Raw genomic sequence first — 19,727 nt, 5'->3', positions numbered from 1 at the left:
ATGATCGATCAGCCGGTCAGTACCCCCGCGGATACTGGCGGCCGTAGGGGTCGTCGTACGGCGACGGCGGCCGCGGAGCCACCGGCGCGGCCGGCCGCATCGACTCGTACCCCGTGCCCATGGGCGGGCGCTGGGGCTGCTGCTGTTGCGGGGACGGATAGCCGCGGACGCCCGCCTGCTGCGGGATGTAGGGCGCCGGGGCCTGCTGGAGCGGGGCGACCGGCTGGGCGGCCGCGCCCGGATAGCCCTGGGAGGGCCCGGACGGGAGCGCCGGAAGGGCCGGCAGCGCCGGGGCGTAGTGCGAGCCCGTGTCGTAAGGAGAGGGGTTGACCCGGATCGGGGCGATCTGGGGCGTGCCCCGCTCCGCGACGAGGCTGTCGTAGATCGGGGTGTCCGGGAAGGAAGGCGAAGCGTAGTAGCCGCCGCCGTAGGTAGAGCGGGGGGAGGTCATGCTTCATAAGTTAAGCCCACGATGTGCCGATTGGGGAGTCTGGCAAGAGGGTTGTTTTCCGTGTTCGGAGTGGCTGCCGAGCGCCAATGCGAGCGAACTTGTGGAAATCGGTCGCGATCGCCCGTAGGGATCGTGTAAAGACCCCGCTCCTCGCAGGTGAACAAGGGGCGTTCGGAACGGTTCGGGCCAAGTAGGTTGGGAGGCGGCACCACGGCAGGTACGGCAGATGACAGGAAGGTGCGGCGATGTCGATGCTCAAGGGCGGGAATGTCCCCATCCCGGCCCCGGCGGTCCGGGTGGAACTGGGCTGGCGGAGCGCCCCGGGGACGCCGGACGTCGACGCCTCCGCGCTGCTGCTGGTGTCCGGAAAGGTCCGCGACGACGGCGACTTCGTCTTCTACAACCAGGCCGCGCACCGCTCCGGCGCCGTCCGCCACGAGGGCAAGCGTCCGGCCGGCGGCGCGGTGACCGACGGCCTCACCGTCGATCTGGCCGCCGTCGAGCCCGCCGTGGACACCGTCGTGCTCGCCGCCTCCGCCGACGGCGGCACCTTCGGGAGCGTGCCCGGGCTGCACATCCGGGTGCTGGACGCCGCGGACGGCGCCGAACTCGCCCGCTTCGACAGCGAGGACGCCGGGCCCGAGACCGCCTTCGTGCTCGGCGAGCTCTACCGCCGCCAGGGCGCCTGGAAGTTCCGCGCGGTGGGCCAGGGCTACGACACCGGTCTCGCCGGGCTGGCCACCGACTTCGGCATCAGCGTCGGGGAACCCGCGCCCGCCCCGGCTGCCGCCCCCGCTCCCGCGGCGCCGTCCGCGGTGCCGCCGCCCACCGCGCCGCCGCCCACCGCGCCGCCGGCCACGGCACCCGGGACGCCCGCGCCCCCTGTCGCACCCCCGCCCCCGCTGCCGACCGGACAGCCGGTGACGTCCGTCCCGCCGCCGCCCGGGCAGCCCGCCCCGGCCCCCGCGTCCCCGCCCGTCCGGCTGACCAAGGTGACGCTCACGAAGACCGCCCCCGCCGTCTCGCTGACGAAGCAGGGAGGCATCTCCGGGGCGATGCGGGTGAACCTCAACTGGAACGGTGGCTCGGCGGGCAAGCGGCTGGGCAAGACCCTCGGCCGCAAGGCCATGCAGGCCATGGGCGCCCGCGGCGCGCTGCTGCCGTCCGGGGAACTCGACCTCGACCTGTGCGCGCTCTACGAACTCACCGACGGCGCCGCCGGGGTGGTCCACCCCCTCGGCAGCAACTTCGGCGCCCTGCACGCCCCGCCGTACATCCAGCTGGACGGCGACGACCGCACCGGCGCCGTCGCGGGCGGCGAGAACATGACCATCAACCTCGACCACCAGGCGCGGATCAAGCGCATCCTGATCTTCGTCACGGTCTACGCCGGTGCCCGCAGCTTCGAAGGGCTGGAGGCGACGGTCACCCTCCAGCCGCAGCACGGCGCCCCCGTCGACTTCACGCTCGACGCCTGCACGGTGCCCTCCACCGTCTGCGCGCTGGCCCTGATCACGAACACCGGCAGCGAACTCGTCGTCCAGCGTGAGGCCCGCTACCTCGTGCCCGCGCCCGGCGTCAGCCCGCAGCGCACCGTGGATCAGGCCTACGGCTGGGGCCTGAACTGGGCGCCGGCCCGGAAGTGACGTCGGCCGTGGGGGCGCCGCTCACGGCTTGGGGTACGTCCGGCCCTTCCACGCAGCCCCGCGCCCCCGGTGGTGCTGCACCGCCGAGTCCACCGTCATCAGCAGATACAGCAGCGCGGTGAAGGGCAGCAGCGGCGCCGTCCACCAGGGCTGCCCGTAGTGGCGGAGCATCGGCAGATACGTCCCGCACATCACGGCCCAGGCCGCCCCGCCCAGCGCGGCGAGCGCCGCCCCGCCGCCGGCCGCCCCGGCCACCAGCGCGACGGGCGGCACGAGGTAGACCAGCGTCAGACCGAGTACCGCGCCGAGCAACAGCAGCGGCTGATGCCGCAGTTGGGCGTAGGCGCTGCGCGAGACCATCCGCCACAGATCGGCCGGCCGCGGATACGGCCGCACACTGGCCACCCGGTCCGCCAGCCCCAGCCAGATCCGCCCGCCCGCCGCCCCGCCCCCGGCCCGGCCGGCGCGCTTGACCGCGCGGGCCAGCGTCACGTCGTCGATCACCGCGTGCCGGATCGTCTCCGGGATGCCCGCACGCTCCGCGGCCTCCCGCCGCAGCAGCACACAGCCGCCGGCCGCCGCCGCGGTCCGGGCCCCGGGACGGTTGACCCACCGGAACGGATACAGCTGCCCGAAGAAGTACACGAACGCCGGCACGATCAGCCGCTCCCAGCGCGTCTCCACCCGCAGCCGTGCCATCTGGGAGACCAGGTCCAGATCCGCCGACCGGGCCGCCGCCACCAACTCCCGCAGACTGTCCGGTTCGTGCGCGATGTCCGCGTCGGTCAGCAGCAGGTACTCCGGCCCGACGCGCTCGCGCGCCAGCGCGATGCCGTGCCGCAGCGCCCACAGCTTCCCCGTCCACCCCGGCCCGGGCTCACCGGGCGCGGACACGGTCAGCGGCAGTCCGCCCCGCGCGGCGGCCAGTTCCCGTGCCAACGCACCGGTCCCGTCCGTACTGCCGTCGTCGACCAGGAACACCTCCGCCCGGCCCGGGTACTTCTGCCCGAGCAGCGAGGGCAGGCTGTCCGGCAGCACCGCGGCCTCGTCCCGGGCCGGGACCACCACGGCGACCGACGGCCAGCGCTCCGGATCGCGGCGGTCCGGCAGCCGGACGTCCGTCCGCCAGAAGAAGCCCTGCCCCAGCAGCAGCCACACCCAGGCCAGCAGCGACCCGGCACCGATCCACTCCATCGCTCCCACGGCACCGCAGTCTGCCGCACCGCGCCCGGCGCGCGGCGGTGATCGGCACGGTGGCCCCGGCGTGGCGCCGGCGTGCGCCCGGCCGGGCGGCCGTCCGCGGCCGCCCCCGTCCCCGCCCGGCGTGACGAGCCGGTATGACAAGACGGACACCCGGCTGAGTAAAGTGTCCGGGTGAAGATCGCGCTGATGGACTCCGGGAATGGGCTGCTCGCGGCGGCCGCCGCCGTGCGCCGACTGCGGCCGGACGCGGATCTGGTGCTCTCCAGTGATCCCGACGGGATGCCGTGGGGACCCCGCACCCCCGACGACGTCACCGCCCATGCGCTGGCGGTGGGCCGGGCCGCGGCCGCGCACCGGCCGGACGCCCTGATCGTCGCCTGCAACACCGCGTCGGTCCACGCCCTGCCCGCCCTCCGCGCCGCCCTCGAACCGGACATCCCGGTCATCGGTACCGTCCCGGCCGTCAAGCCCGCCGCGGCCGGTGGCGGCCCGGTCGCCATCTGGGCCACCCCCGCCACCACCGGCAGCCCCTACCAGCGGGATCTGATCGAACGGTTCGGACGCGACGCGGACGTCACCGGGGTGCCCTGCCCGGGGCTCGCCGACGCGGTGCAGCAGGCCGACGAGGCCGCCATCGACGCCGCCGTGGCGGCCGCCGCCCGGCACACCCCCGGGGACCTGCGGGCCGTCGTCCTGGGCTGCACCCACTACGAGCTGGTCGCCGAGCGGATCCGCGCCGCCCTCCAGCAGCCCGGCGCCCCGGCCCTGGTGCTGTACGGCTCCGCCGAGGCGGTCGCCGCCCAGGCGCTGCGCCGGATCGGTGCCGAGCCCGCCCCGGCGGCCGCCGCGACCGGCACCCTGAGCGTGCTCCTCAGCGGCCGCCCCGGCGCGCTCCCGGCCACCGCGCTCGCCTACGTGGAGGGCCAACTGCTCGCCCGGTCCCGCCCGGACGGCGCCGCGCCGACGGCGGACGGCGCCGCCGCCACCGCCCGCCGCTGACACCGGCCACGCCCGCGCGCACCGAGACCCGGACGCGTCCGACGTGCTGCCCCAGGGTGCGAAGACGCGTACGCTGCGTCTCATGAGGGACCACCCCCACGAGGGGGCAGCCGCCCCCGAGAGCCAGGACCCCACCGACGGCGCCGACGGCCCGGCCCGCCCCGCCGGCGGCTCCCACGCGGAACTTCCCGAGGTCTGGCACGGCAGTGCCACCAACCGCATCCAGTGGCTGCTGGCCGCGATCGGCGCCGCCTGTCTGGCCCTGGGCATCGAACTCGCCGTCGACAGCAACTGGACCTCGGGCCTGGCGCCCCTGGTCATGTCGGTGGTCGGCTGTGTGGCGGCCGGCCTGCTGGTGCTCTTCGGCACGCTCGCCTTCGTCCATGTCGCGGTGCGGGTGGACAAGGAGTACCTGGAGGTGCGGTGCGGGCATATAGGGGTGCCGCGCCGCCGGATCCCCCTGGAAACCGTCGTCGGCGCCGATTTCACCCCGCAGGTCACCCCCCGCCACTGGGGCGGCTGGGGCTACCGCTGGCGCCCCGAGCAGGGCACGGCCGTCGTCGTCCGCCGCGGTGAGGGCGTGATCCTGCGGCTCGGCGACGGGCGGACCTTCACGATCACCGTCGATGACGCGGAGGGCGCCGTGCGGGTGATCCGCGGCCGGCTCCGCCCGCGCAAGGGGTCCCCGGCGGGCGCCTGAGCGCGGCCGGGCGGCCGCGGGCGGCGGGGACACGTACGCCGGGAGCCCACCGGCGATCTCCCGTAGGGTCGAAGGATGGCAACTCCCGATTTCATCCGTGACCTGCGGACCTCCATCGGCCGACAGCTGCTGTGGCTGCCCGGGGTGAGCGCGGTGGTCTTCGACGACCGGGGTCGCGTCCTGCTGGGCAAGCGGGTCGACACCGGCGGCTGGTCGGTGATCGGCGGCATCCCCGAGCCCGGCGAGCAGCCGGCCGAGACCGCGGTGCGCGAGGTGTACGAGGAGACCGCGGTGCGGGTCGTCCCGGAGGCCGTGGTCCTCATCGAGACCATGCCGCCCACCCACTACCCCAACGGGGACGTCTGCCAGTTCATGGACGTGACGTTGCGCTGCCGGGCGGTCGGCGGCGAGGCCCGGGTCAACGACGACGAGTCGCTGGAGGTGGGCTGGTTCGCGGTCGACGCCCTGCCGGAGCTCCAGGAGTACGCGCTGACCCGCATCAAGCGGGCGCTGGAGCCGGGGCCGACGTGGTTCCAGGGGAGGGGGGAGGACCCCGGGACGCCCCAGGGCTGACAGCGCCCGGCGGACCGGCCCGGCGTCCGCCTACAGCTCCTCCGTCGACGGCTCGTCCATCGGGTCGGAGGGCTCGTCGGGGAGGGTGGGCAGCTGCGAGCCGTCCGGTGTGCCGGGCTGCTCGGAGGGTCCGGGGTCGCTGTTCCCGCCGGACGGCTCCTCCGTGTGCATCTCCCGCTTGTCCTTGCGGCAGGTCGTGATCCAGGTGCCCGTGGGGCCGCTCTCGTACTGGCAGAGCCAGCCCCGGACGGCGAGGGTGCCCCGGTCGTCCTCGGCCTCCCGCGGCGCCCGCAGGAAGAACTCGGACATCACCGTGCGGGCCTCCGTACAGCCCACCGTGCCGCCGGCCGCGGCATCCGCGAAGAGCGTGACATCGCCTTCGGGGCCGAGTGCGTCGGCCAGTTCGCCGCAGTCCACCGGCTGTCCCGGGACGGTCGGGGACGCCGAGCCGCGGTCGCCCGGGCCGCTGCCCGTGGCGGACGAGGCCGCCGTCGTCGCTTCGCCGCCGTCCCCGCACCCCGCCGAGGCAAGGGCGAGCAGCACGGTCGGCACGGTGAGGACCCTCCGCATGTCGGACTCCCTTGTGGCGGCGGTGCGCAGACGGCACGCTGCGTCGTACGACGCTAGGGGGCCGGGGCGGGCCCGGCGAACCGGGACGGCTGATCGGGTGACGCCGTGCGGGAGGCGCGGGGGCCCGGACGGACCGTGGCCGCACGGGAGTTCCCTCCGCCGGCCGACTCCGGGTGCGGGCCGATACGACCTGCGGCAGCGTGGAGGCGAAGCTTTTCCTCTCTGCACGAAGGAGTTCGACATGGGTGACAAGGGTGCGATGGACAAGATGAAGGGCAAGGCCAAGCAGAAGGCCGGCAAGGTCATGGGCGACGAGCGCATGAAGGCCGAAGGCCGCACGGACGAGGCCAAGGGCCGCGCCAAGAGCGCCATGGGCGATGCCCGTGACAACGCCCAGGGGATGAAGGACTCCCTCAAGGGCAAGCGCTCCTGACGCCCGGCGGGGGCGTGGCGGACCCACTGGCCCGTCTCCCGGAGCCGTCCCCGGCCCGCCACGCCCCCGCCGTACATCAGGTATTCCAGGCCCCCGTGGACGGTGCGGCCGACGACGCCCCGCCCTGCGCGGCGTCCGTGCCCACCGTCCCGGGGGTCGCGTGCGTCAGGCCTTGCGGGCGCGGTGGATCCGGCGGCACGGCGCGTCGGTCCGCGAGCACGAACCCGAGTCGCACTTGAGGCCGAGGCCACGGCGGTGCCGCCGGCCATCCCCGCCGAGGCCACGAGGGGCGCGCCTCGTCAGAGGTCCAGGACCAGGCGCGGGGACCGGGCCCGGGAGACGCAGGCGTACATCCGGCCCTCCGGGGCGCCGATGTCGTCGCGGTGGTCGGGTTCGCCGTCGAGGACGGTGAGCGCACAGCTTCCGCAGACGCCTTCACGGCATCCCGACGGGAGGGGGTACCCGGCGTGGGCCAGGGCGTCCAGCAGCGTGTCGTCGGCCGGCACCCGGACCGTACGTGCCGACCGGGCGCACACCGCCTCGAACTCCGTGTCGGGGCCGAACGTCCTGGGCGCCGGGCGGAAGCGCTCCGCGCGTAGCCGTCCGGCCGGGAACGCGGCCTCCGCGGCGGTGAGCATCGAGTCGGGGCCGCAGCAGTAGACCAGCGTGCCGGGGGCGGTTCCCGCCGCCAGGGCCGCGAGGTCCGGCCTGCCCTCCTCCCGGGTGGCGATGATCCGCACCCGCTCGCCGTAGGAGGCCCGCAGTTCGTCGGCGAACGGCATGGCCCCCGCCGAGCGCCCGACGTACACCAGGGAGGCGGGGACGCCCGCCCCGGCCGCCGCGCGCAGCATCGGCAGCAGGGCGGTGATCCCGATGCCGCCCGCGAGGAAGAGGTAGCCGGGCGCGGGGACGAGCGGGAAGTGGTTGCGGGGGAGGGACACGCCGAGGGCGCGGCCCCGGCGCAGGAACCGGTGCACATACTCCGAGCCGCCCCGGCTGAGCCGTTCGTGGCGGACGGCGACGCGGTAGGACTCCCGGTCGGCCGGGTCGCCGCACAGCGAGTACTGCCGGGTGAGCCAGTTGGGCAGCGCCAGGTCGATGTGGGCCCCGGGCTCCCAGGGCGCGAGCGGCCCGGAGACAGCACGCAGGCGAAGGGCGACGGTGTCTTCGGCGATCGTCTCGATGCGGTCGACGACGGTGTGCTGCATGAAGAGTCCTAGGTCCTGGGGCAGGCGGGGGCGTTGCGGTCAGTAGAGCTTGCGGTAGGCCTCTTGGAGGGCGTCGTTGATGTCGTCGGGATCGATGTCGAGACCGGACTGGGCCGTGACCATCTCGCCGGCCGACGGGATCTCGTCGGCGAGGGCCTGGCTCGCGGGGTCCCACAGCCGGGAGCGCAACAGCGCGCGTCCGCAGTGGAAGTACGCCTCGGCGACGTCCACGACGAGTGCGAGCTCCGGCTCGCGCGCCTCGGTCCGCATCCGGGCGAGCACGTCGGGGTCGTCGGTGGGGTAGGCGCTGCCGTTGACGCGCAGCATCTCGGGCAGTCCGGGGATCAGGAAGACCAGCCCGATCCCGTCGTTCTCGGCGAGGTTGCGGAAGGAGTCGGCGATCTTGTTGCCGGGCCGGTCCGGGATGGCGAGCGTGTGCGTGTCCAGGACTTTCACGAACCCCGGGTAGTCGCCGCGGGGTGAGCAGTCGGCCCGGCCCGCCGCGTCCGCCGTGGCCATCGTCAGGAAGGGGGAGTGGGCGATGAAGCGGTGGAAGTACGCGTCGATGCGGTCCTGGATCTTGGCTTTGATCATCTCCTCGGGCTCGCCGAGCCGGGCACGGACATCGGCGGGCGAGAGCCGCCGGGGGCGTGTGCTGGTCGGGATCACAGGGCGCTCCTTCCGGATCGGGGGCGGGCGGGCGACCGCACGCAGGAAACCGCGGCGTACCGCTCCGCCGCAGGTCATGGCACTATTGTGAGCAATTACTCAGGTCGCGCGCTACTCGCATTCGCGGTGCTGTCCAGGAGGTGTCATGACATCGGGACGAGGCGGACTCCAGCCACGTAAACAGCCCCGTCAGGCCCGGGCGGAGCTGACCCGGCAGCGGATCCTCGCGGCCGCTGCTCACGTTTTCGCGGAGTACGGGTACGCCGCCGGGACCACCAACCGGATCGCGGAGCGGGCCCAGATCTCCATCGGCTCGCTGTATCAGTACTACCCGAACAAGGACGCGATCCTGGTGGAGCTGCTGACCCGCCATCTGGACGTGGGAATGGCCGCCGCCGCGCGCCAGCAGGAGGAGGGGCCGCTCCGTCCCCTCGAAGACGTCATCCGTGGCTATGTGCGCCTCGCGATCGACAACCACCTGGACGATCCGCAGCTCCTCCGCGTCATGATCGAACAGGCGCCCCGTTCCCCGGAGTTGCTGGAGAAGACCTCCCGCTACCAGGAGACGCGGACCGCCTATGTCCGCAAGCTGATCGAGGACCATCCGGAAAGCCGGGCCGCCGATGTGCACATCGCCGCGCGGCTCGTCGTCTCCACGGTCGAACTGCTCGTCCACCAGCTCATCGCGGCGCCCGACCCGCTCGATCCCGCCCGCCTGGAGAACGAGTTGGTCACCATGCTCACCCGCTACCTCGCGGGCGGACCGCGGGGGGAGGGGGCCGTGGCTCCGTAGGCCGCCGCGGCTCTTGCGTGGTGCCACGAGGTGCGGGTGGTGCCGGATGGCGCGGGGTGGTGCCACGTGGTGCCATCCGGTGTCATTCCGTGCCCCTGGCGACGCAATGTGCGGTCGTGGTGCCGCGATGGCGCAGGTCATTTCCTGTGATTCATGCAGGTCAGGGCGGCAGACTCTGTGCTCGCCCGACATGGCACATCCTTCGGCCTTGCGTGTGGTGCCACAGTGATGCCATGATGACGTCATGGACCTCACGCCGTATGTCGACACTCTCCGCCGCGAACTCGCGGTGGCCGCCGAGGCCGGCGGGGAAGATGCCCGCGAGCTGGCCGAGCGGCTCACCACTCCGCTGGAGTCGGCGACCCGCCTGACCATGCTCAATGTGCTCTCCGCCGCGATGGACGAGATCACCCGCGAACTCGCCCCGGGCTCCGTCGACGTACGGCTGCGCGGGCTGGACCCCGACTTCGTGGTGACGCTGCCGTCCGGCGCCGGCGTCCCGCACGAAGCGGCGGCCGCGCCCGCCGAACCACTCGCGGCGCCGCCCCCCGCGGACGGCGACGACGGTGGCATCGCCCGGGTCAATCTGCGCCTGCCGGCCCACCTCAAGGCGCGCGCCGAGGAGGCCGCGAACCGCGAGGGCCTGTCGGTCAACGCGTGGCTGGTGCGCGCCGTGTCGGCCGCGGTCGACGGCGGCACCCGGCCGCGTGCGGCGGAGAAGACCCACACCGTCGGACAGAACTTCACGGGCTGGGTGCGCTAGCCGCGCCCCCGCGCCCGCCCGCTCCACCTCCACCCACACCACGTCCCACCAGCGGGGACGACTCAAGGACTCACGAGGACGGAACAGCCATGCCTTCTTTCGACACTCCCGAACCGATTTCCGCCACCGCCCAGGTCTACGCCGGCTCCCTCCATCTCACCGCCGGCGACCGCCGCGACACGGTCGTCGAGGTGCGGCCCCGCGACCCCGAGCGGGACGTGGACGTACGGGCCGCCGAGCAGACGGAGGTGACGTACCTGAGCGGCGTCCTGACCGTCCGGACGCCCAAGCAGCGCCATCTGCTCGGGCGCACCGGCACCGTCGATGTGTCGGTGGATCTGCCCACCGGCTCGCACGTCGACGTGACCGGCGCCTGGACCCAGGTGCTCGGCGAGGGCCGGCTCGGCGAGGTCCGGGTGAAGACCTCCTCGGGCGATGTGCGCCTGGAGACGACCGGGCCGCTGCACCTCACCGCGTCGCACGGTTCGATCACCGTGGACCGCATCGAGGGCAAGGCCGAGATCACCACCAGCTCCGGCAGCCTGCGCGTCGGCCTCGTCGACGGGCCGGCCGTCCTGAAGAACTCGCACGGCACCACGACCGTCGGCGCCGCGACCGGTGAGCTGCGGGTGAACGGCGCCAACGGCGACATCGACATCGTGCGCGCCGAGGGCTCGGTGGCCGCGACCACCGCGAACGGCACCCTGCGCGTGGCCGAAGTGGTCCGCGGCACCGTCCAGTTGGAGACCTCGCACGGCGCCATCGAGGTCGGCATCCGCCAGGGCACGGCCGCCTGGCTCGACGTCAGCTCGAGCGCCGGGCAGGTGCGTAACGCGCTCGCCGCGTCCGAGTCCCCGGACAGGGCCGAGGACACCGTCGAGGTCCGCGCCCGCACCCGCTTCGGCAACATCGACATCCTCCGTGCCAAGTCCTGACCTCTCCCGCGCGCCCGGCGCCTACGCCCACCCGCCCCGGCCTCCCGCTGCTGCCTTCGGGCGGGAGGAACCCCTGCGCTCTCCTGTCATGCCCACGCCACCATTAGGCGTGCGGTCGATCGACCGACGGTCATCCGCCGCCGTCCGGCAGCACCGATCGCACCGACCGCACCGACCGCACCGAAAGGACCTCCCATGACCCTGCCGGTTCCTGTCCCGCACGGCCTCCCGATGGAGCGCGATGCCGGCCCGTTCGACCCGCCCCGCCGCATCACCCGGCTGCGCGAGGCCCGGCCCGTCAGCCCCATGGTCTTCCCCGACGGCCACGAGGGCTGGCTCGTCACCGGCTACGAAGCGGTCCGTCGGCTCATGGCCGACACCCGGTTCAGCTCCCGCCAGGACCTCGGCGTTCTCCATGTGCCGTACGAGACCCCCGGCATGCCCGTGAGCACCGAACCGTCCCCGCAGATCCCGGGCATGTTCATCGCCATGGACCCGCCGGACCACAGCAGACTGCGGCGCAGACTCACCGGCGCCTTCACCGTCAAGCGCATGAAGATGCTCGAAGAGCGCATCGTCGACATCGCCGAGCGGCAACTGGACGCACTGGCGCGCCTCGCCCCGCCGGTCGACCTGGTCAAGGAGTTCGCGCTGCCGGTGCCCTCGCTGGTGATCTGCGAACTGCTCGGCGTCCCCTACGCGGACCGGGAGAACTTCCAGGTCAACTCCGCCAAATTCCTGGTCAAGGACCAGCCGCTGGACGAGAAGATGGCCGCCTACGGCGCACTGACGACGTACCTGTCCGAGCTGGTCACACGTAAACGGGCCACCCCCGGCGACGACATACTCTCCGACCTGGCGCGCCATGACGACCTCACCATCGAGGAACTGACCGGCGCCGCCTTCCTGCTGCTGCTCGCCGGCCACGAGACCACCGCCAACATGCTGGCACTGGGCGCCTTCGCGCTCCTGGAGCACCCCGAGCAACTGGCCGCACTGCGTGCACACCCGGAGCTGATGCCAGGCGCCGTCGAGGAACTGATGCGTTACCTGTCCGTGGTCGACGTCCTCTACCGCTACGCCACGGAGGACATCGAACTCGGCGGTGAACTCATCCGTGAGAGGTCGACCGTTGTCGTCTCCCTGCTGGCCGCCAACCGCGATCCGCTCCGCTTCGACCACCCCGACACCCTGGACATCCACCGCAATGCCCGGGGGCACCTGTCCTTCGGCCACGGCATCCACCAGTGCCTCGGCCAGCAACTGGCCCGTATCGAAATGCGTGCCGGCTTCGACGGACTGCTGCGCCGCTTCCCGACCCTTGAGCTGGCCCTGCCCGCGGAGGAGGTGAAGCTCAGGACCGACATGAACATCTACGGCGTCCATGAACTCCCTGTCACCTGGACGGAATCGCCCCGGTAGGACCGCAGCCCCGGCGTGTCACCTGTGTCGTCAGCCGCGGGGGAATCGGTGCCCGCGCGGCTGACGGCTGGCAGGAGGCCGCAGCTCTGATCGGAGGTGTTGTCGTACCGCGCGGCGGGGGAGCCCCACCGAGGGAACACCGGTGGCTGAACGGGTCTGCCGGGCGAGCCGCGCATCCGACCGATAAGGCAGCATTCATGCTCAAATGTTCCCGATCGTGAGGGGTGGTCCCTCTGCGCGGAGAGCGCCTACCGCGTTCCCCGGCGCCAGATCCCGGCACCGTCCGGCACGCGGTCCGGCAGCAGCGAAAGGACCTGCAGGATGTCGAATCACTTCACCGGTCTCAGCCTGGGCGCACCGCTCGGGGACCAACGGCTCGACCTCTGTGACCTCTATGCCTTCCAGTCCCCGGCCGACCCGGCGAGGACGGTGCTCATCCTCAACGCGAATCCCCAGGCCGACGCGTTGCACCCCGACGCCGTCTACCGCCTCAACATCGACAATGACGGTGACTGCCTCGCCGACCTCGCGATCAGCTATGTCTTCTCGCCCCCGCGAGACGGCCGCCAGACCTTCAGCGTCTTCCTCGCGAAGGGCGAGGAGGCGCGCTCGGCCGAAGCCGTCGGAGAAAAGGTCGTCGCCGACGCCGAGGTGTCCTTCGGCACGGAGGCGCACCGCGTCACCGCCGGCCCCTACACCTTCTTCGCCGGCAGCCGCAGCGATGCCTTCTTCTTCGACTTCGACGGGATCAAGAACCTCTTCGACACCCGCGGCGGCAGAAACTTCACCGCGCCCCACCTCGGCGGCGAATCGCCGTGGACCGGTGTGGACTCGAACACGGAGGCCAATGTGTTCTCGACGGTGGTGGAACTGCCGACGAGCGAGCTGCGCGCCGACCCCGAGATCCGCATCTGGGGCCGTTGCAGCGTGCGGAAGGACGGCCGGCTCGTCCACGCCGACCGTGCGGGGCACCCGTCCGTCAGCAGCTTCTTCAACACCGACGAGACCAAGGAGGAGTACAACGCCGGCGAACCGGTGAACGACCGCGAGCGCTGGACCGATCTGTTCGTCCACCTCATGGGGCACACCGGCAACTACACCCGGGAAGCGGCGATCGCGGCGATCGACGCCGACCGCATCCTCCCCGACATGCTGTCCTTCGACCCCTCGAAGCCCGCGCAGTATCCCAACGGGCGCGTCTTCACCGATGACGTCATCAACTACCGGCTCGCGTTCCTCTCGGCGGGCGACATCCCTCCCACCGGGCTCGCACCCCATACCGACCTGCTGAACGAGTTCCCCTACCTGGGCAATCCGCACCCCAAGGGCATGTGAGTGCGCGCCGCCCGGCGGGTCAGGTCAGCAGGTGGCCGGTGTGGGAGATGCGGCGTGCGGTGGCCAGGAGGGCGTGAATCTGGGGGCCGGCCTGCTCGATGTCGGTCACCGGGGTTTTGAACGGCAGCCGGACGTCGTGGTGGGTGTGCGGGTATTCCAGGCGCAGAGTCACGCCGTAGCGGTCCATCGCCACCGGGAGGGCACGCAGCATGCCGCTGTCCGGCTGGGGGTGGACCAGGCGCAGCAGCAGCGGAACGAATTCGCAGTGGTCGTCGACGAAGTGGGTCAGCATGCCCGCTTCGCTGGTCGCGATCGGGTCGACGTCGGCCGCCCCGAGCGCGTGGAGGGTGACGTAGGTGCGCCCCTGCGCGTCCTCGAGGACGGCCTGCCCGAACTCCATGCAGGTGCTCGTCGTGGCCTGCGGGCTGTAGGGCTCGATGAGCAGTCCGGTCACCGTGACGCGGGCACGCAGGCGGTCGCGTACGGCGGTGGGGGCGATGTCGGTGAGCTCCAGGCGGACCGGGACGCGCGTCGCCGTCTGGGCTTCGGGACCCTCGAACGGTGCGTGCAGGTGGAAGTGGCCCATCGCCCCCGTGCCGTCGAGGCGGCGCACTTCGGTGTGCTGCCCGTCGCTCACCACGGTCATCGAATGGGCGGCAGCCAGGATCGACCGGACGCGTTCGGCGGCGGTCGGGGTGGCGGCGCGGTTGCTGAAGGGACGCATCCGGGCTCCAGGCGCGGGTAGGAAGACACCAAGTGGATTACTTAGGTATGCCTAACCTAACTTATGGCGTGAGGTTCGGGTAGTCGGCGGGCGCGTGAGGAGGGCGTGGCCGGCGCGTGTCAGCCGCCGATCTCCCGCCCGGCGGGCTCGGCGAGACCGGACTGCCGCATCACCCGGTCGATGGTCCTGTCCAGGGAGCTGGTCGCGGGGATGACCGTCTCGACGCCGCCGGGCAGCAGATCGAGCGGCCGGTACCACGAGCGCAGCACCGTCTCGCCGATCGTGTCGGCGATCGGCTTGGTGGCATGCCGGACGAGGGTCTCCTCGAACGGGACGTCCAGGTAGAAGCCGTGAGTGCGGCCCGGGTGGTCGGCGAGGAGCGTGGCGAGCATGTCCCCGTAGTGCGCGACGGACAGGATGCCCTCCAGCACGACGTGAAAGCCGTGCGCCAGGGCGTGCCGCACGGTCAGATCGATCAGGCCGATGTTCGCGCCGCCGGGGATGTCGTGCTCGCGCAGCACCACGCGACGGAGATTGTCCTGGCCGACCAGGGCGATGCCCCGCCCGTACCGCTCGCGCAGGCCGGCGGCGACGGAGCTCTTGCCGGAGGCACTGTTCCCGCGCAGCACCACAAGTCGCGTCCGGGCGGCCGCCGTTGTCTTCGGATTCATGCCCCCATCATCGGGCCGGCCCATGTGCCTGCCCATGTGCCCACGATGACCTTTTGCTCCCGAAGGTCACACATCCATCACAACGGTCAACTTTCCCTCACATGCGGAACACCCGCGCGCCACACTCAAGCCTCCAGTCAGAACCACCAGGGGGGCACCTTGCTCAACTCCACTCGTCCGGCACGGCGCATCCGCAGCGCCCTTACGGCCGCCGCGTTCGCCGCCGCGGTGATCGCGCCGGTCACCTTCAGTGCCGGCACCGCCCAGGCCGCCACCGTCCACTGCGCCCACCACACCACCGGCACCTGCGGCACCCACGTCAAGCACCCCGCGGGCGTCATGGCCAAGTGCAAGGACGGCACCTGGTCCTACAGCCGTCACTTCTCCGGCACCTGCAGCCACCACCACGGCGTGCGGTACTGGTTCAAGTAGCCGGACCCGGGGCCTCGCGGCCTCGGCAGACCGATGCCCCACCCGACATCACCGGGTGGGGCATCGGCGTGTGTGGGGAGGCCGGTGAAGCGGCACAAAACTTTTTCAAGTCGTCACCCATCCACGGAGGTTGTGGCTCCGAATCACGGCTGATGCCTCGCTGAGGTGTCGCTTCGAACCCGGACGACGTGCGGTCCCCCCTCCTCCGCGGAGGCCGCCGGAAAAGGAACGAACGTGATAACCAAGCGCACCAGCCGACTCGCCGCACTCGTTGCTCTGCCCGCTGCCCTGGCCCTCACCGCCGGTGCCTCGTCCCCGGCCGTCGCCGAGGGCGACGGGGCGTACCAGATCAACCTGTCGCAGCTGAACAATTCCGGCTCCAAGGGCACGGCGATGCTGAGCATCAAGGGCCATCAGCTGACCGTGAAGATCGAGTCGGAAGGGCTGGTGCCCGGGCAGCCCTCAGCCCAGCACCTCCACGGCTCCACCGACGGCCACGACTTCCACTGCCCGGACGCGAGTGACGACACCGACGGCGACGGTGTCCTCACCAACACCGAAGCCACGGTCGACTACGGCAACATCAATATCTCGCTCACCACCAAGGGGCCCACGGACGCGATGGGCAGCGGCCTCGCCGTCGACCGCATGCCCACGGCCGACGCACAGGGAAAGCTCTCCTACGAGCGCACGATCCCCGTCTCCCAGGCGGTCGTCGACCACATCAAGGATCTGCACATCGTGCAGCACGGCATCGACCGCAACCACAACAACACCTATGACTTCCAGGGCGCGGGCAAGAGCGAACTCGATCCCAAACTGCCCCAGGAGGCCACCGCCCCCACCAACTGCGGTGAGGTCCGGGGCGCCGCGGTGGGCTCCATTCCGGTCGGCGGCGTCGAGACCGGGACCGGTCCCGTCGAGGAGAAGGGGGTGCCCGCCGCGGTGCTCGGCGCCGGCGGAGTCGCCTTCGTGGCGCTGACCGGGGTGCTGGCCTTCGCGCGACGACGGCGGGGCGTGCTCCTCACCGGGCCGACCGGGCCGACCGTAAGGAGCGGGAGCAACGGGGGCGCCGCGTGAGCCGCATGAGTCGCGAGAGCCTTGTGAGCCGCCGGAGTGGGGACTTCGTGCGCACCACCGGCCGACGGGGCCGCCGCGCCACCGCATGGGCGGTCGCCGCGGCGGTGGCGTCCCTCCTCGTCGCCGGATGCGGCGGGCCGGACACGCCGCCCCGGTCGGCCCCCGTGGAGCAGCCCGCTCCGGGCGGCGGCCGGCCGAACCACGACGGCGCGCCCGGGGGAGACGCCGCCGGGAAGCCCGCGGCCGCGATGCCGAAGTCGGCTCCGGAGCGGCTCTCCATCCCCGCGCTCCAGGTGTCCTCCCCGCTGGAGTCGCTGGGCCAGCACAAGAACGGCGCCATGCAGACTCCCCGGGATCCCGACAAGGCGGGCTGGTACGAGCCGGGGCCGACGCCGGGCTCGCAGGGGCCGGCCGTGATCGCCGGTCATGTCACCTGGAACGGCAGGCCGGCGGTGTTCCACGCGCTGTCGAAGATGAAGGCCGGTGACGCGATCGAGGTCACCCGGCAGGACGGGAGCACGGCGAAGTTCACCGTCGACCGCGTCGCGCAGTACCCGAAGAACAAGTTCCCCACACTCCAGGTGTACAAGAACCTCGATCACGCCGGACTCCGCCTGATCACCTGCGGCGGCCGGTACGACCAGGGCAAGCACTACTACCCCGACAACCTGGTGGTGTTCGCCAGCCTCACCGGCCGCGCGTAGCGACGGTCATCCGAGGCCCCGGCGGGCGAACGGCCGGCGGTGCGGTGCCCTCTCCGGGCGACCGGGCCGCCGGCTTCGCTGTGGAGGGGCGGCGCATTGTGCGGCTCGTACGGAATCCTTCGTTCGGTCATTGCGGCCCCGGCATTCAGCAGAGGAATCCAGCCAATTGACAGGCCCTCTTGGTCAATGTCAGGTGCCGCTTTCGGCGTTCTGAGGGCGACAGGGTGTGAACAGAAGGTGAATCCCAGGTCAGGGTATTGATCGGACCCGCAGGAACCCGGAATTTTGCGGAACGGCGCCTGCGGTGCGCCCTCCGGCACTGCGTGCGGCGCCGGTCGGTCGCGGAGCCGCCGCAGGTCACAGGGGCAGGGGCGGCCCCGGAACGGACTGAACGGTTCCCTTAACTCACCTTTTACGGTTGACAGTTGGGGGTGGCGAGACCAAGATCCCGTCCGTCGATTCACACCGCGGACGGCAACTCGATGAGTGGAGAGTGCGGCAGTCGCGGTATGAGGGGACGCATTCGTGAGCGGAATAGATGTTCGGTGCCACTGATTCCACTCGATCCATGCCACCGCTCTTTCGCATACTCAAAGGAGAACTTATGTCAACGGCTGCCCTGGGCACTGCTGTTACCGCTGAGCCCTGGCTCTCTCTCCGCGGTCGCGAATTCCGGTCCCGGCTCATCCTCGGCATCGAGCAGTACACCGACCCCACCCTCGTCAGCCAGGTCCTGCGCAGCGCGGCGTGTGATGTCTTCATCACCACCTTCGACCTGGAGCAGACCAAGCCCAGCCTGCTGATGTCGGACCTGGACGAGGCCGTCGGACTCGACGACTACGTGTGGATCGGCACCACGTCCTTCGCCCGCTCCCGGCAGGACGCCCTGCTCACCGCGCGCCGGCTGCGGGACTCCTACGGCATCGACATCATGAAGCTCGATGTACGCCCCTCGGACAACCTGCCGCACAACGCCCAGACCGTCACGGCGGCCGCGGAGCTGATTGCGGAGGGCTTCGACGTCCTGCCGTTCATCCTGCCCGACCCCGCCACGGCCGTCGCACTGGAGAAGGCCGGCTGTGCCGCCGTCCGTGTCATGTGTTCGCCCGTCGCCAGTGCCCGGGGCGTGGTGGACGAGCGCGCGGTGCGGGAGACCATGGCGGCCGTCTCCATACCGGTGGTCCTCGAAGGCGGCCTGGGCACTCCCGCCCAGGTCGTCCGCGCGATGGAGCTGGGTGCCGACGCCGTACTGGTCAACACGGCCGTGGCGCAGGCCCCGTCACCCACCAGGCTCGCGGAATCGATGCGGCTGGCCGTGGAGGCCGGGCGTCTCGCCGCCGACCAGGACCTCGTCGGCCCGCTCGACAAGTAAGGCACAACGGAGGTATCACCGTGCAGTTTTCTGGCGTGCTGTTCGACATGGACGGCGTCCTGGTCGATACGGACCGAGCCATCGCCGACCTGTGGAACCAGCTGGCCTCGGAACACGGACTGACCATCAGCGAAAGGGACTTCGCGGCGCATGTCTACGGCTGCGTCCCCGAGCACACCGTCGAGACCGTGTTCGCCCCGCTCACGCCACCCGACCGGGCGAAAGTCCTGACCCGGGTGCGTGAGTCCGAGCCCGGCCTGGCGTTCACGCCGGTTCCCCATGCCTCCGAGCTGGTCCACGACCTGGCCGGCGCGGGCGTACCGCTCGCCCTCGTCACCGGGGCCTCCGCCACCCGGGCGGAGGCCGCGCTGCGGACGCTCGGGCTGGCGGGGCTCTTCGGCGCCACCGTGACCTGGGGCGAATCCGCCCGCGGCAAGCCCGCGCCGGACTGCTATCTGCTGGCGGCCCGCCGCCTGGGCCTGTCGCCCGCCGCCTGCCTGGTCTTCGAGGACACCTCCGGCGGGGTGCGGGCGGCCACCGCGGCCGGCGCCACCTGCGTCGCGGTGAGCCGGCTCGACCCGGCGCCGCTGCGTGCGAACGGGGCCCGCCACGCCGTCCCGGGCTTCGAGGCGGTGTCCTTCCGCCGGCAGGCGACCGGAGCGGTCCTCAACGTGGCGGACCGGGAAGACCTGCACATCGGCTCCACCGCGGGGCACCGACCGGTGACCCCGACCACGGCAACCGACCCAGAAGGGGGCTCACCATGCCGGTGACAGTCCGGATTCCCACGGTCCTGCGCTCCTACACCGCCGGCGCGGCGGAGGTGTCGCTGAACACCGGAACCGTCGGCGAGGCGTTCACCGCGCTCGAAGGCGACTTCCCGGGAATCTGCGCACGCATCCTGGACGACGACGGGAAGTTGCGCCGCTTCATCAACGTCTACGTGGAGGACGAGGACATCCGCGCGGCCGACAGCCTGCGCACGGCCACGCCGGACGGATCGCTGATCACCGTCATTCCCGCCGTCGCCGGAGGCTGTTGACC

The 19,727-nt window shown here is 72.0% G+C and carries 23 protein-coding genes; 16 read left to right on the top strand and 7 right to left on the bottom strand.

Annotation, left to right across the window (positions count from 1 at the left end):
• Positions 1–16: 16 nt before the first annotated feature.
• A complete protein-coding gene (locus ACQP17_RS04345) occupies positions 17–451 on the bottom strand; it encodes a DUF6643 family protein (RefSeq protein ID WP_364876530.1) in 435 nt (144 codons plus the stop codon).
• Positions 452–696: 245 nt separating this feature from the next.
• Between ACQP17_RS04345 and ACQP17_RS04340 the strand changes: the two genes are divergently transcribed.
• Positions 697–2,097, top strand: a complete 1,401-nt coding sequence (locus ACQP17_RS04340) for a TerD family protein (protein WP_433855013.1) — start codon at positions 697–699, stop codon at positions 2,095–2,097.
• 21 nt (positions 2,098–2,118) lie between these two features.
• Here ACQP17_RS04340 and ACQP17_RS04335 read toward each other — a convergent pair whose 3' ends face one another.
• On the bottom strand, positions 2,119–3,291 hold the full coding sequence (locus tag ACQP17_RS04335; RefSeq protein ID WP_433855012.1) for a glycosyltransferase: 1,173 nt from the start codon (positions 3,289–3,291) through the stop codon (positions 2,119–2,121).
• A 180-nt stretch (positions 3,292–3,471) separates the two neighbouring features.
• On the opposite strand from ACQP17_RS04335, the gene ACQP17_RS04330 reads away from it, so the two are divergent.
• The 3 genes from ACQP17_RS04330 to ACQP17_RS04320 all read left to right on the top strand — a co-directional run bounded on the left by ACQP17_RS04330 (position 3,472) and on the right by ACQP17_RS04320 (position 5,572).
• Positions 3,472–4,299, top strand: a complete 828-nt coding sequence (locus ACQP17_RS04330) for a glutamate racemase (RefSeq protein WP_433855011.1) — start codon at positions 3,472–3,474, stop codon at positions 4,297–4,299.
• An 82-nt stretch (positions 4,300–4,381) separates the two neighbouring features.
• A complete protein-coding gene (locus ACQP17_RS04325; RefSeq protein WP_364876538.1) occupies positions 4,382–4,999 on the top strand; it encodes a hypothetical protein in 618 nt (205 codons plus the stop codon).
• A 75-nt stretch (positions 5,000–5,074) separates the two neighbouring features.
• Positions 5,075–5,572, top strand: a complete 498-nt coding sequence (locus ACQP17_RS04320) for an NUDIX hydrolase (RefSeq protein WP_433855010.1) — start codon at positions 5,075–5,077, stop codon at positions 5,570–5,572.
• Positions 5,573–5,602: 30 nt separating this feature from the next.
• Here ACQP17_RS04320 and ACQP17_RS04315 read toward each other — a convergent pair whose 3' ends face one another.
• Positions 5,603–6,142: a hypothetical protein gene (locus ACQP17_RS04315; protein WP_433855009.1), complete on the bottom strand. Its 540-nt coding sequence runs from the start codon at positions 6,140–6,142 to the stop codon at positions 5,603–5,605.
• 241 nt (positions 6,143–6,383) lie between these two features.
• Here ACQP17_RS04315 and ACQP17_RS04310 point away from each other — a divergent pair, with 241 nt between their 5' ends.
• Positions 6,384–6,575: a CsbD family protein gene (locus ACQP17_RS04310; protein ID WP_433855008.1), complete on the top strand. Its 192-nt coding sequence runs from the start codon at positions 6,384–6,386 to the stop codon at positions 6,573–6,575.
• A gap of 299 nt (positions 6,576–6,874) precedes the next feature.
• Here ACQP17_RS04310 and ACQP17_RS04305 read toward each other — a convergent pair whose 3' ends face one another.
• Both ACQP17_RS04305 and ACQP17_RS04300 read right to left on the bottom strand, forming a co-directional pair.
• Positions 6,875–7,783, bottom strand: a complete 909-nt coding sequence (locus ACQP17_RS04305) for a PDR/VanB family oxidoreductase (RefSeq protein ID WP_433855007.1) — start codon at positions 7,781–7,783, stop codon at positions 6,875–6,877.
• A gap of 39 nt (positions 7,784–7,822) precedes the next feature.
• Positions 7,823–8,452 (bottom strand): MSMEG_1061 family FMN-dependent PPOX-type flavoprotein, encoded by a 630-nt coding sequence (locus ACQP17_RS04300; protein WP_433855006.1) that lies wholly within the window; start codon positions 8,450–8,452, stop codon positions 7,823–7,825.
• 145 nt (positions 8,453–8,597) lie between these two features.
• Here ACQP17_RS04300 and ACQP17_RS04295 point away from each other — a divergent pair, with 145 nt between their 5' ends.
• From ACQP17_RS04295 to ACQP17_RS04275, 5 genes are all read left to right on the top strand, one after another.
• Entirely contained in the window at positions 8,598–9,245 is a 648-nt protein-coding gene (locus tag ACQP17_RS04295; RefSeq protein ID WP_433855005.1) for a TetR/AcrR family transcriptional regulator, read from the top strand.
• Between the two features lie 244 nt (positions 9,246–9,489).
• Positions 9,490–10,008 carry a hypothetical protein gene (locus ACQP17_RS04290; protein WP_433855004.1) on the top strand — a complete coding sequence of 173 codons (519 nt, stop codon included), beginning with the start codon at positions 9,490–9,492 and terminating at the stop codon, positions 10,006–10,008.
• An 89-nt stretch (positions 10,009–10,097) separates the two neighbouring features.
• Positions 10,098–10,943, top strand: a complete 846-nt coding sequence (locus ACQP17_RS04285) for a DUF4097 family beta strand repeat-containing protein (protein ID WP_433855003.1) — start codon at positions 10,098–10,100, stop codon at positions 10,941–10,943.
• 195 nt (positions 10,944–11,138) lie between these two features.
• Positions 11,139–12,365 carry a cytochrome P450 gene (locus ACQP17_RS04280; protein WP_433855002.1) on the top strand — a complete coding sequence of 409 codons (1,227 nt, stop codon included), beginning with the start codon at positions 11,139–11,141 and terminating at the stop codon, positions 12,363–12,365.
• Positions 12,366–12,686: 321 nt separating this feature from the next.
• Positions 12,687–13,700: a DUF4331 family protein gene (locus tag ACQP17_RS04275; RefSeq protein ID WP_433855001.1), complete on the top strand. Its 1,014-nt coding sequence runs from the start codon at positions 12,687–12,689 to the stop codon at positions 13,698–13,700.
• 19 nt (positions 13,701–13,719) lie between these two features.
• On the opposite strand, the gene ACQP17_RS04270 is transcribed toward ACQP17_RS04275, so the two are convergent.
• Positions 13,720–14,424 (bottom strand): DUF2470 domain-containing protein, encoded by a 705-nt coding sequence (locus ACQP17_RS04270; protein WP_433855000.1) that lies wholly within the window; start codon positions 14,422–14,424, stop codon positions 13,720–13,722.
• Positions 14,425–14,543: 119 nt separating this feature from the next.
• Positions 14,544–15,095 (bottom strand): kinase, encoded by a 552-nt coding sequence (locus ACQP17_RS04265; protein ID WP_433854999.1) that lies wholly within the window; start codon positions 15,093–15,095, stop codon positions 14,544–14,546.
• A gap of 159 nt (positions 15,096–15,254) precedes the next feature.
• Between ACQP17_RS04265 and ACQP17_RS04260 the strand changes: the two genes are divergently transcribed.
• The 6 genes from ACQP17_RS04260 to ACQP17_RS04235 all read left to right on the top strand — a co-directional run bounded on the left by ACQP17_RS04260 (position 15,255) and on the right by ACQP17_RS04235 (position 19,725).
• Positions 15,255–15,527: a DUF3761 domain-containing protein gene (locus tag ACQP17_RS04260; RefSeq protein ID WP_364876605.1), complete on the top strand. Its 273-nt coding sequence runs from the start codon at positions 15,255–15,257 to the stop codon at positions 15,525–15,527.
• 234 nt (positions 15,528–15,761) lie between these two features.
• Positions 15,762–16,607 (top strand): hypothetical protein, encoded by an 846-nt coding sequence (locus tag ACQP17_RS04255; RefSeq protein WP_433854998.1) that lies wholly within the window; start codon positions 15,762–15,764, stop codon positions 16,605–16,607.
• Between the two features lie 47 nt (positions 16,608–16,654).
• On the top strand, positions 16,655–17,311 hold the full coding sequence (locus tag ACQP17_RS04250) for a class F sortase (RefSeq protein ID WP_433854997.1): 657 nt from the start codon (positions 16,655–16,657) through the stop codon (positions 17,309–17,311).
• Between the two features lie 604 nt (positions 17,312–17,915).
• A complete protein-coding gene (locus ACQP17_RS04245; protein WP_433854996.1) occupies positions 17,916–18,683 on the top strand; it encodes a HisA/HisF-related TIM barrel protein in 768 nt (255 codons plus the stop codon).
• Between the two features lie 20 nt (positions 18,684–18,703).
• Entirely contained in the window at positions 18,704–19,456 is a 753-nt protein-coding gene (locus tag ACQP17_RS04240) for an HAD family hydrolase (protein WP_433854995.1), read from the top strand.
• Positions 19,447–19,725 carry a MoaD/ThiS family protein gene (locus ACQP17_RS04235; protein ID WP_364876614.1) on the top strand — a complete coding sequence of 93 codons (279 nt, stop codon included), beginning with the start codon at positions 19,447–19,449 and terminating at the stop codon, positions 19,723–19,725. Before ACQP17_RS04240 ends, ACQP17_RS04235 begins: the two co-directional genes overlap by 10 nt.
• The last annotated feature ends 2 nt before the right edge of the window (positions 19,726–19,727 follow it).

The sequence above is a fragment of the Streptomyces kronopolitis genome (genome assembly GCF_050953795.1).
GTDB lineage: Bacteria > Actinomycetota > Actinomycetes > Streptomycetales > Streptomycetaceae > Streptomyces > Streptomyces kronopolitis_A.
Note: the sequence above shows the minus strand (reverse complement) of the source record. Positions and strands in the feature narration are given on the sequence as shown.

Coding starts and splice junctions, on each gene's coding strand:
- ACQP17_RS04270 (WP_433855000.1), bottom strand. CDS start 14,424: ATGCGTCCCTTCAGCAACCGCGCCGCCACCCCGACCGCCGCCGAACGC.
- ACQP17_RS04245 (WP_433854996.1), top strand. CDS start 17,916: ATGTCAACGGCTGCCCTGGGCACTGCTGTTACCGCTGAGCCCTGGCTC.
- ACQP17_RS04275 (WP_433855001.1), top strand. CDS start 12,687: ATGTCGAATCACTTCACCGGTCTCAGCCTGGGCGCACCGCTCGGGGAC.
- ACQP17_RS04310 (WP_433855008.1), top strand. CDS start 6,384: ATGGGTGACAAGGGTGCGATGGACAAGATGAAGGGCAAGGCCAAGCAG.
- ACQP17_RS04320 (WP_433855010.1), top strand. CDS start 5,075: ATGGCAACTCCCGATTTCATCCGTGACCTGCGGACCTCCATCGGCCGA.
- ACQP17_RS04305 (WP_433855007.1), bottom strand. CDS start 7,783: ATGCAGCACACCGTCGTCGACCGCATCGAGACGATCGCCGAAGACACC.
- ACQP17_RS04265 (WP_433854999.1), bottom strand. CDS start 15,095: ATGAATCCGAAGACAACGGCGGCCGCCCGGACGCGACTTGTGGTGCTG.
- ACQP17_RS04285 (WP_433855003.1), top strand. CDS start 10,098: ATGCCTTCTTTCGACACTCCCGAACCGATTTCCGCCACCGCCCAGGTC.
- ACQP17_RS04335 (WP_433855012.1), bottom strand. CDS start 3,291: ATGGAGTGGATCGGTGCCGGGTCGCTGCTGGCCTGGGTGTGGCTGCTG.
- ACQP17_RS04340 (WP_433855013.1), top strand. CDS start 697: ATGTCGATGCTCAAGGGCGGGAATGTCCCCATCCCGGCCCCGGCGGTC.
- ACQP17_RS04295 (WP_433855005.1), top strand. CDS start 8,598: ATGACATCGGGACGAGGCGGACTCCAGCCACGTAAACAGCCCCGTCAG.
- ACQP17_RS04315 (WP_433855009.1), bottom strand. CDS start 6,142: ATGCGGAGGGTCCTCACCGTGCCGACCGTGCTGCTCGCCCTTGCCTCG.
- ACQP17_RS04345 (WP_364876530.1), bottom strand. CDS start 451: ATGACCTCCCCCCGCTCTACCTACGGCGGCGGCTACTACGCTTCGCCT.
- ACQP17_RS04325 (WP_364876538.1), top strand. CDS start 4,382: ATGAGGGACCACCCCCACGAGGGGGCAGCCGCCCCCGAGAGCCAGGAC.
- ACQP17_RS04235 (WP_364876614.1), top strand. CDS start 19,447: ATGCCGGTGACAGTCCGGATTCCCACGGTCCTGCGCTCCTACACCGCC.
- ACQP17_RS04280 (WP_433855002.1), top strand. CDS start 11,139: ATGACCCTGCCGGTTCCTGTCCCGCACGGCCTCCCGATGGAGCGCGAT.
- ACQP17_RS04290 (WP_433855004.1), top strand. CDS start 9,490: ATGGACCTCACGCCGTATGTCGACACTCTCCGCCGCGAACTCGCGGTG.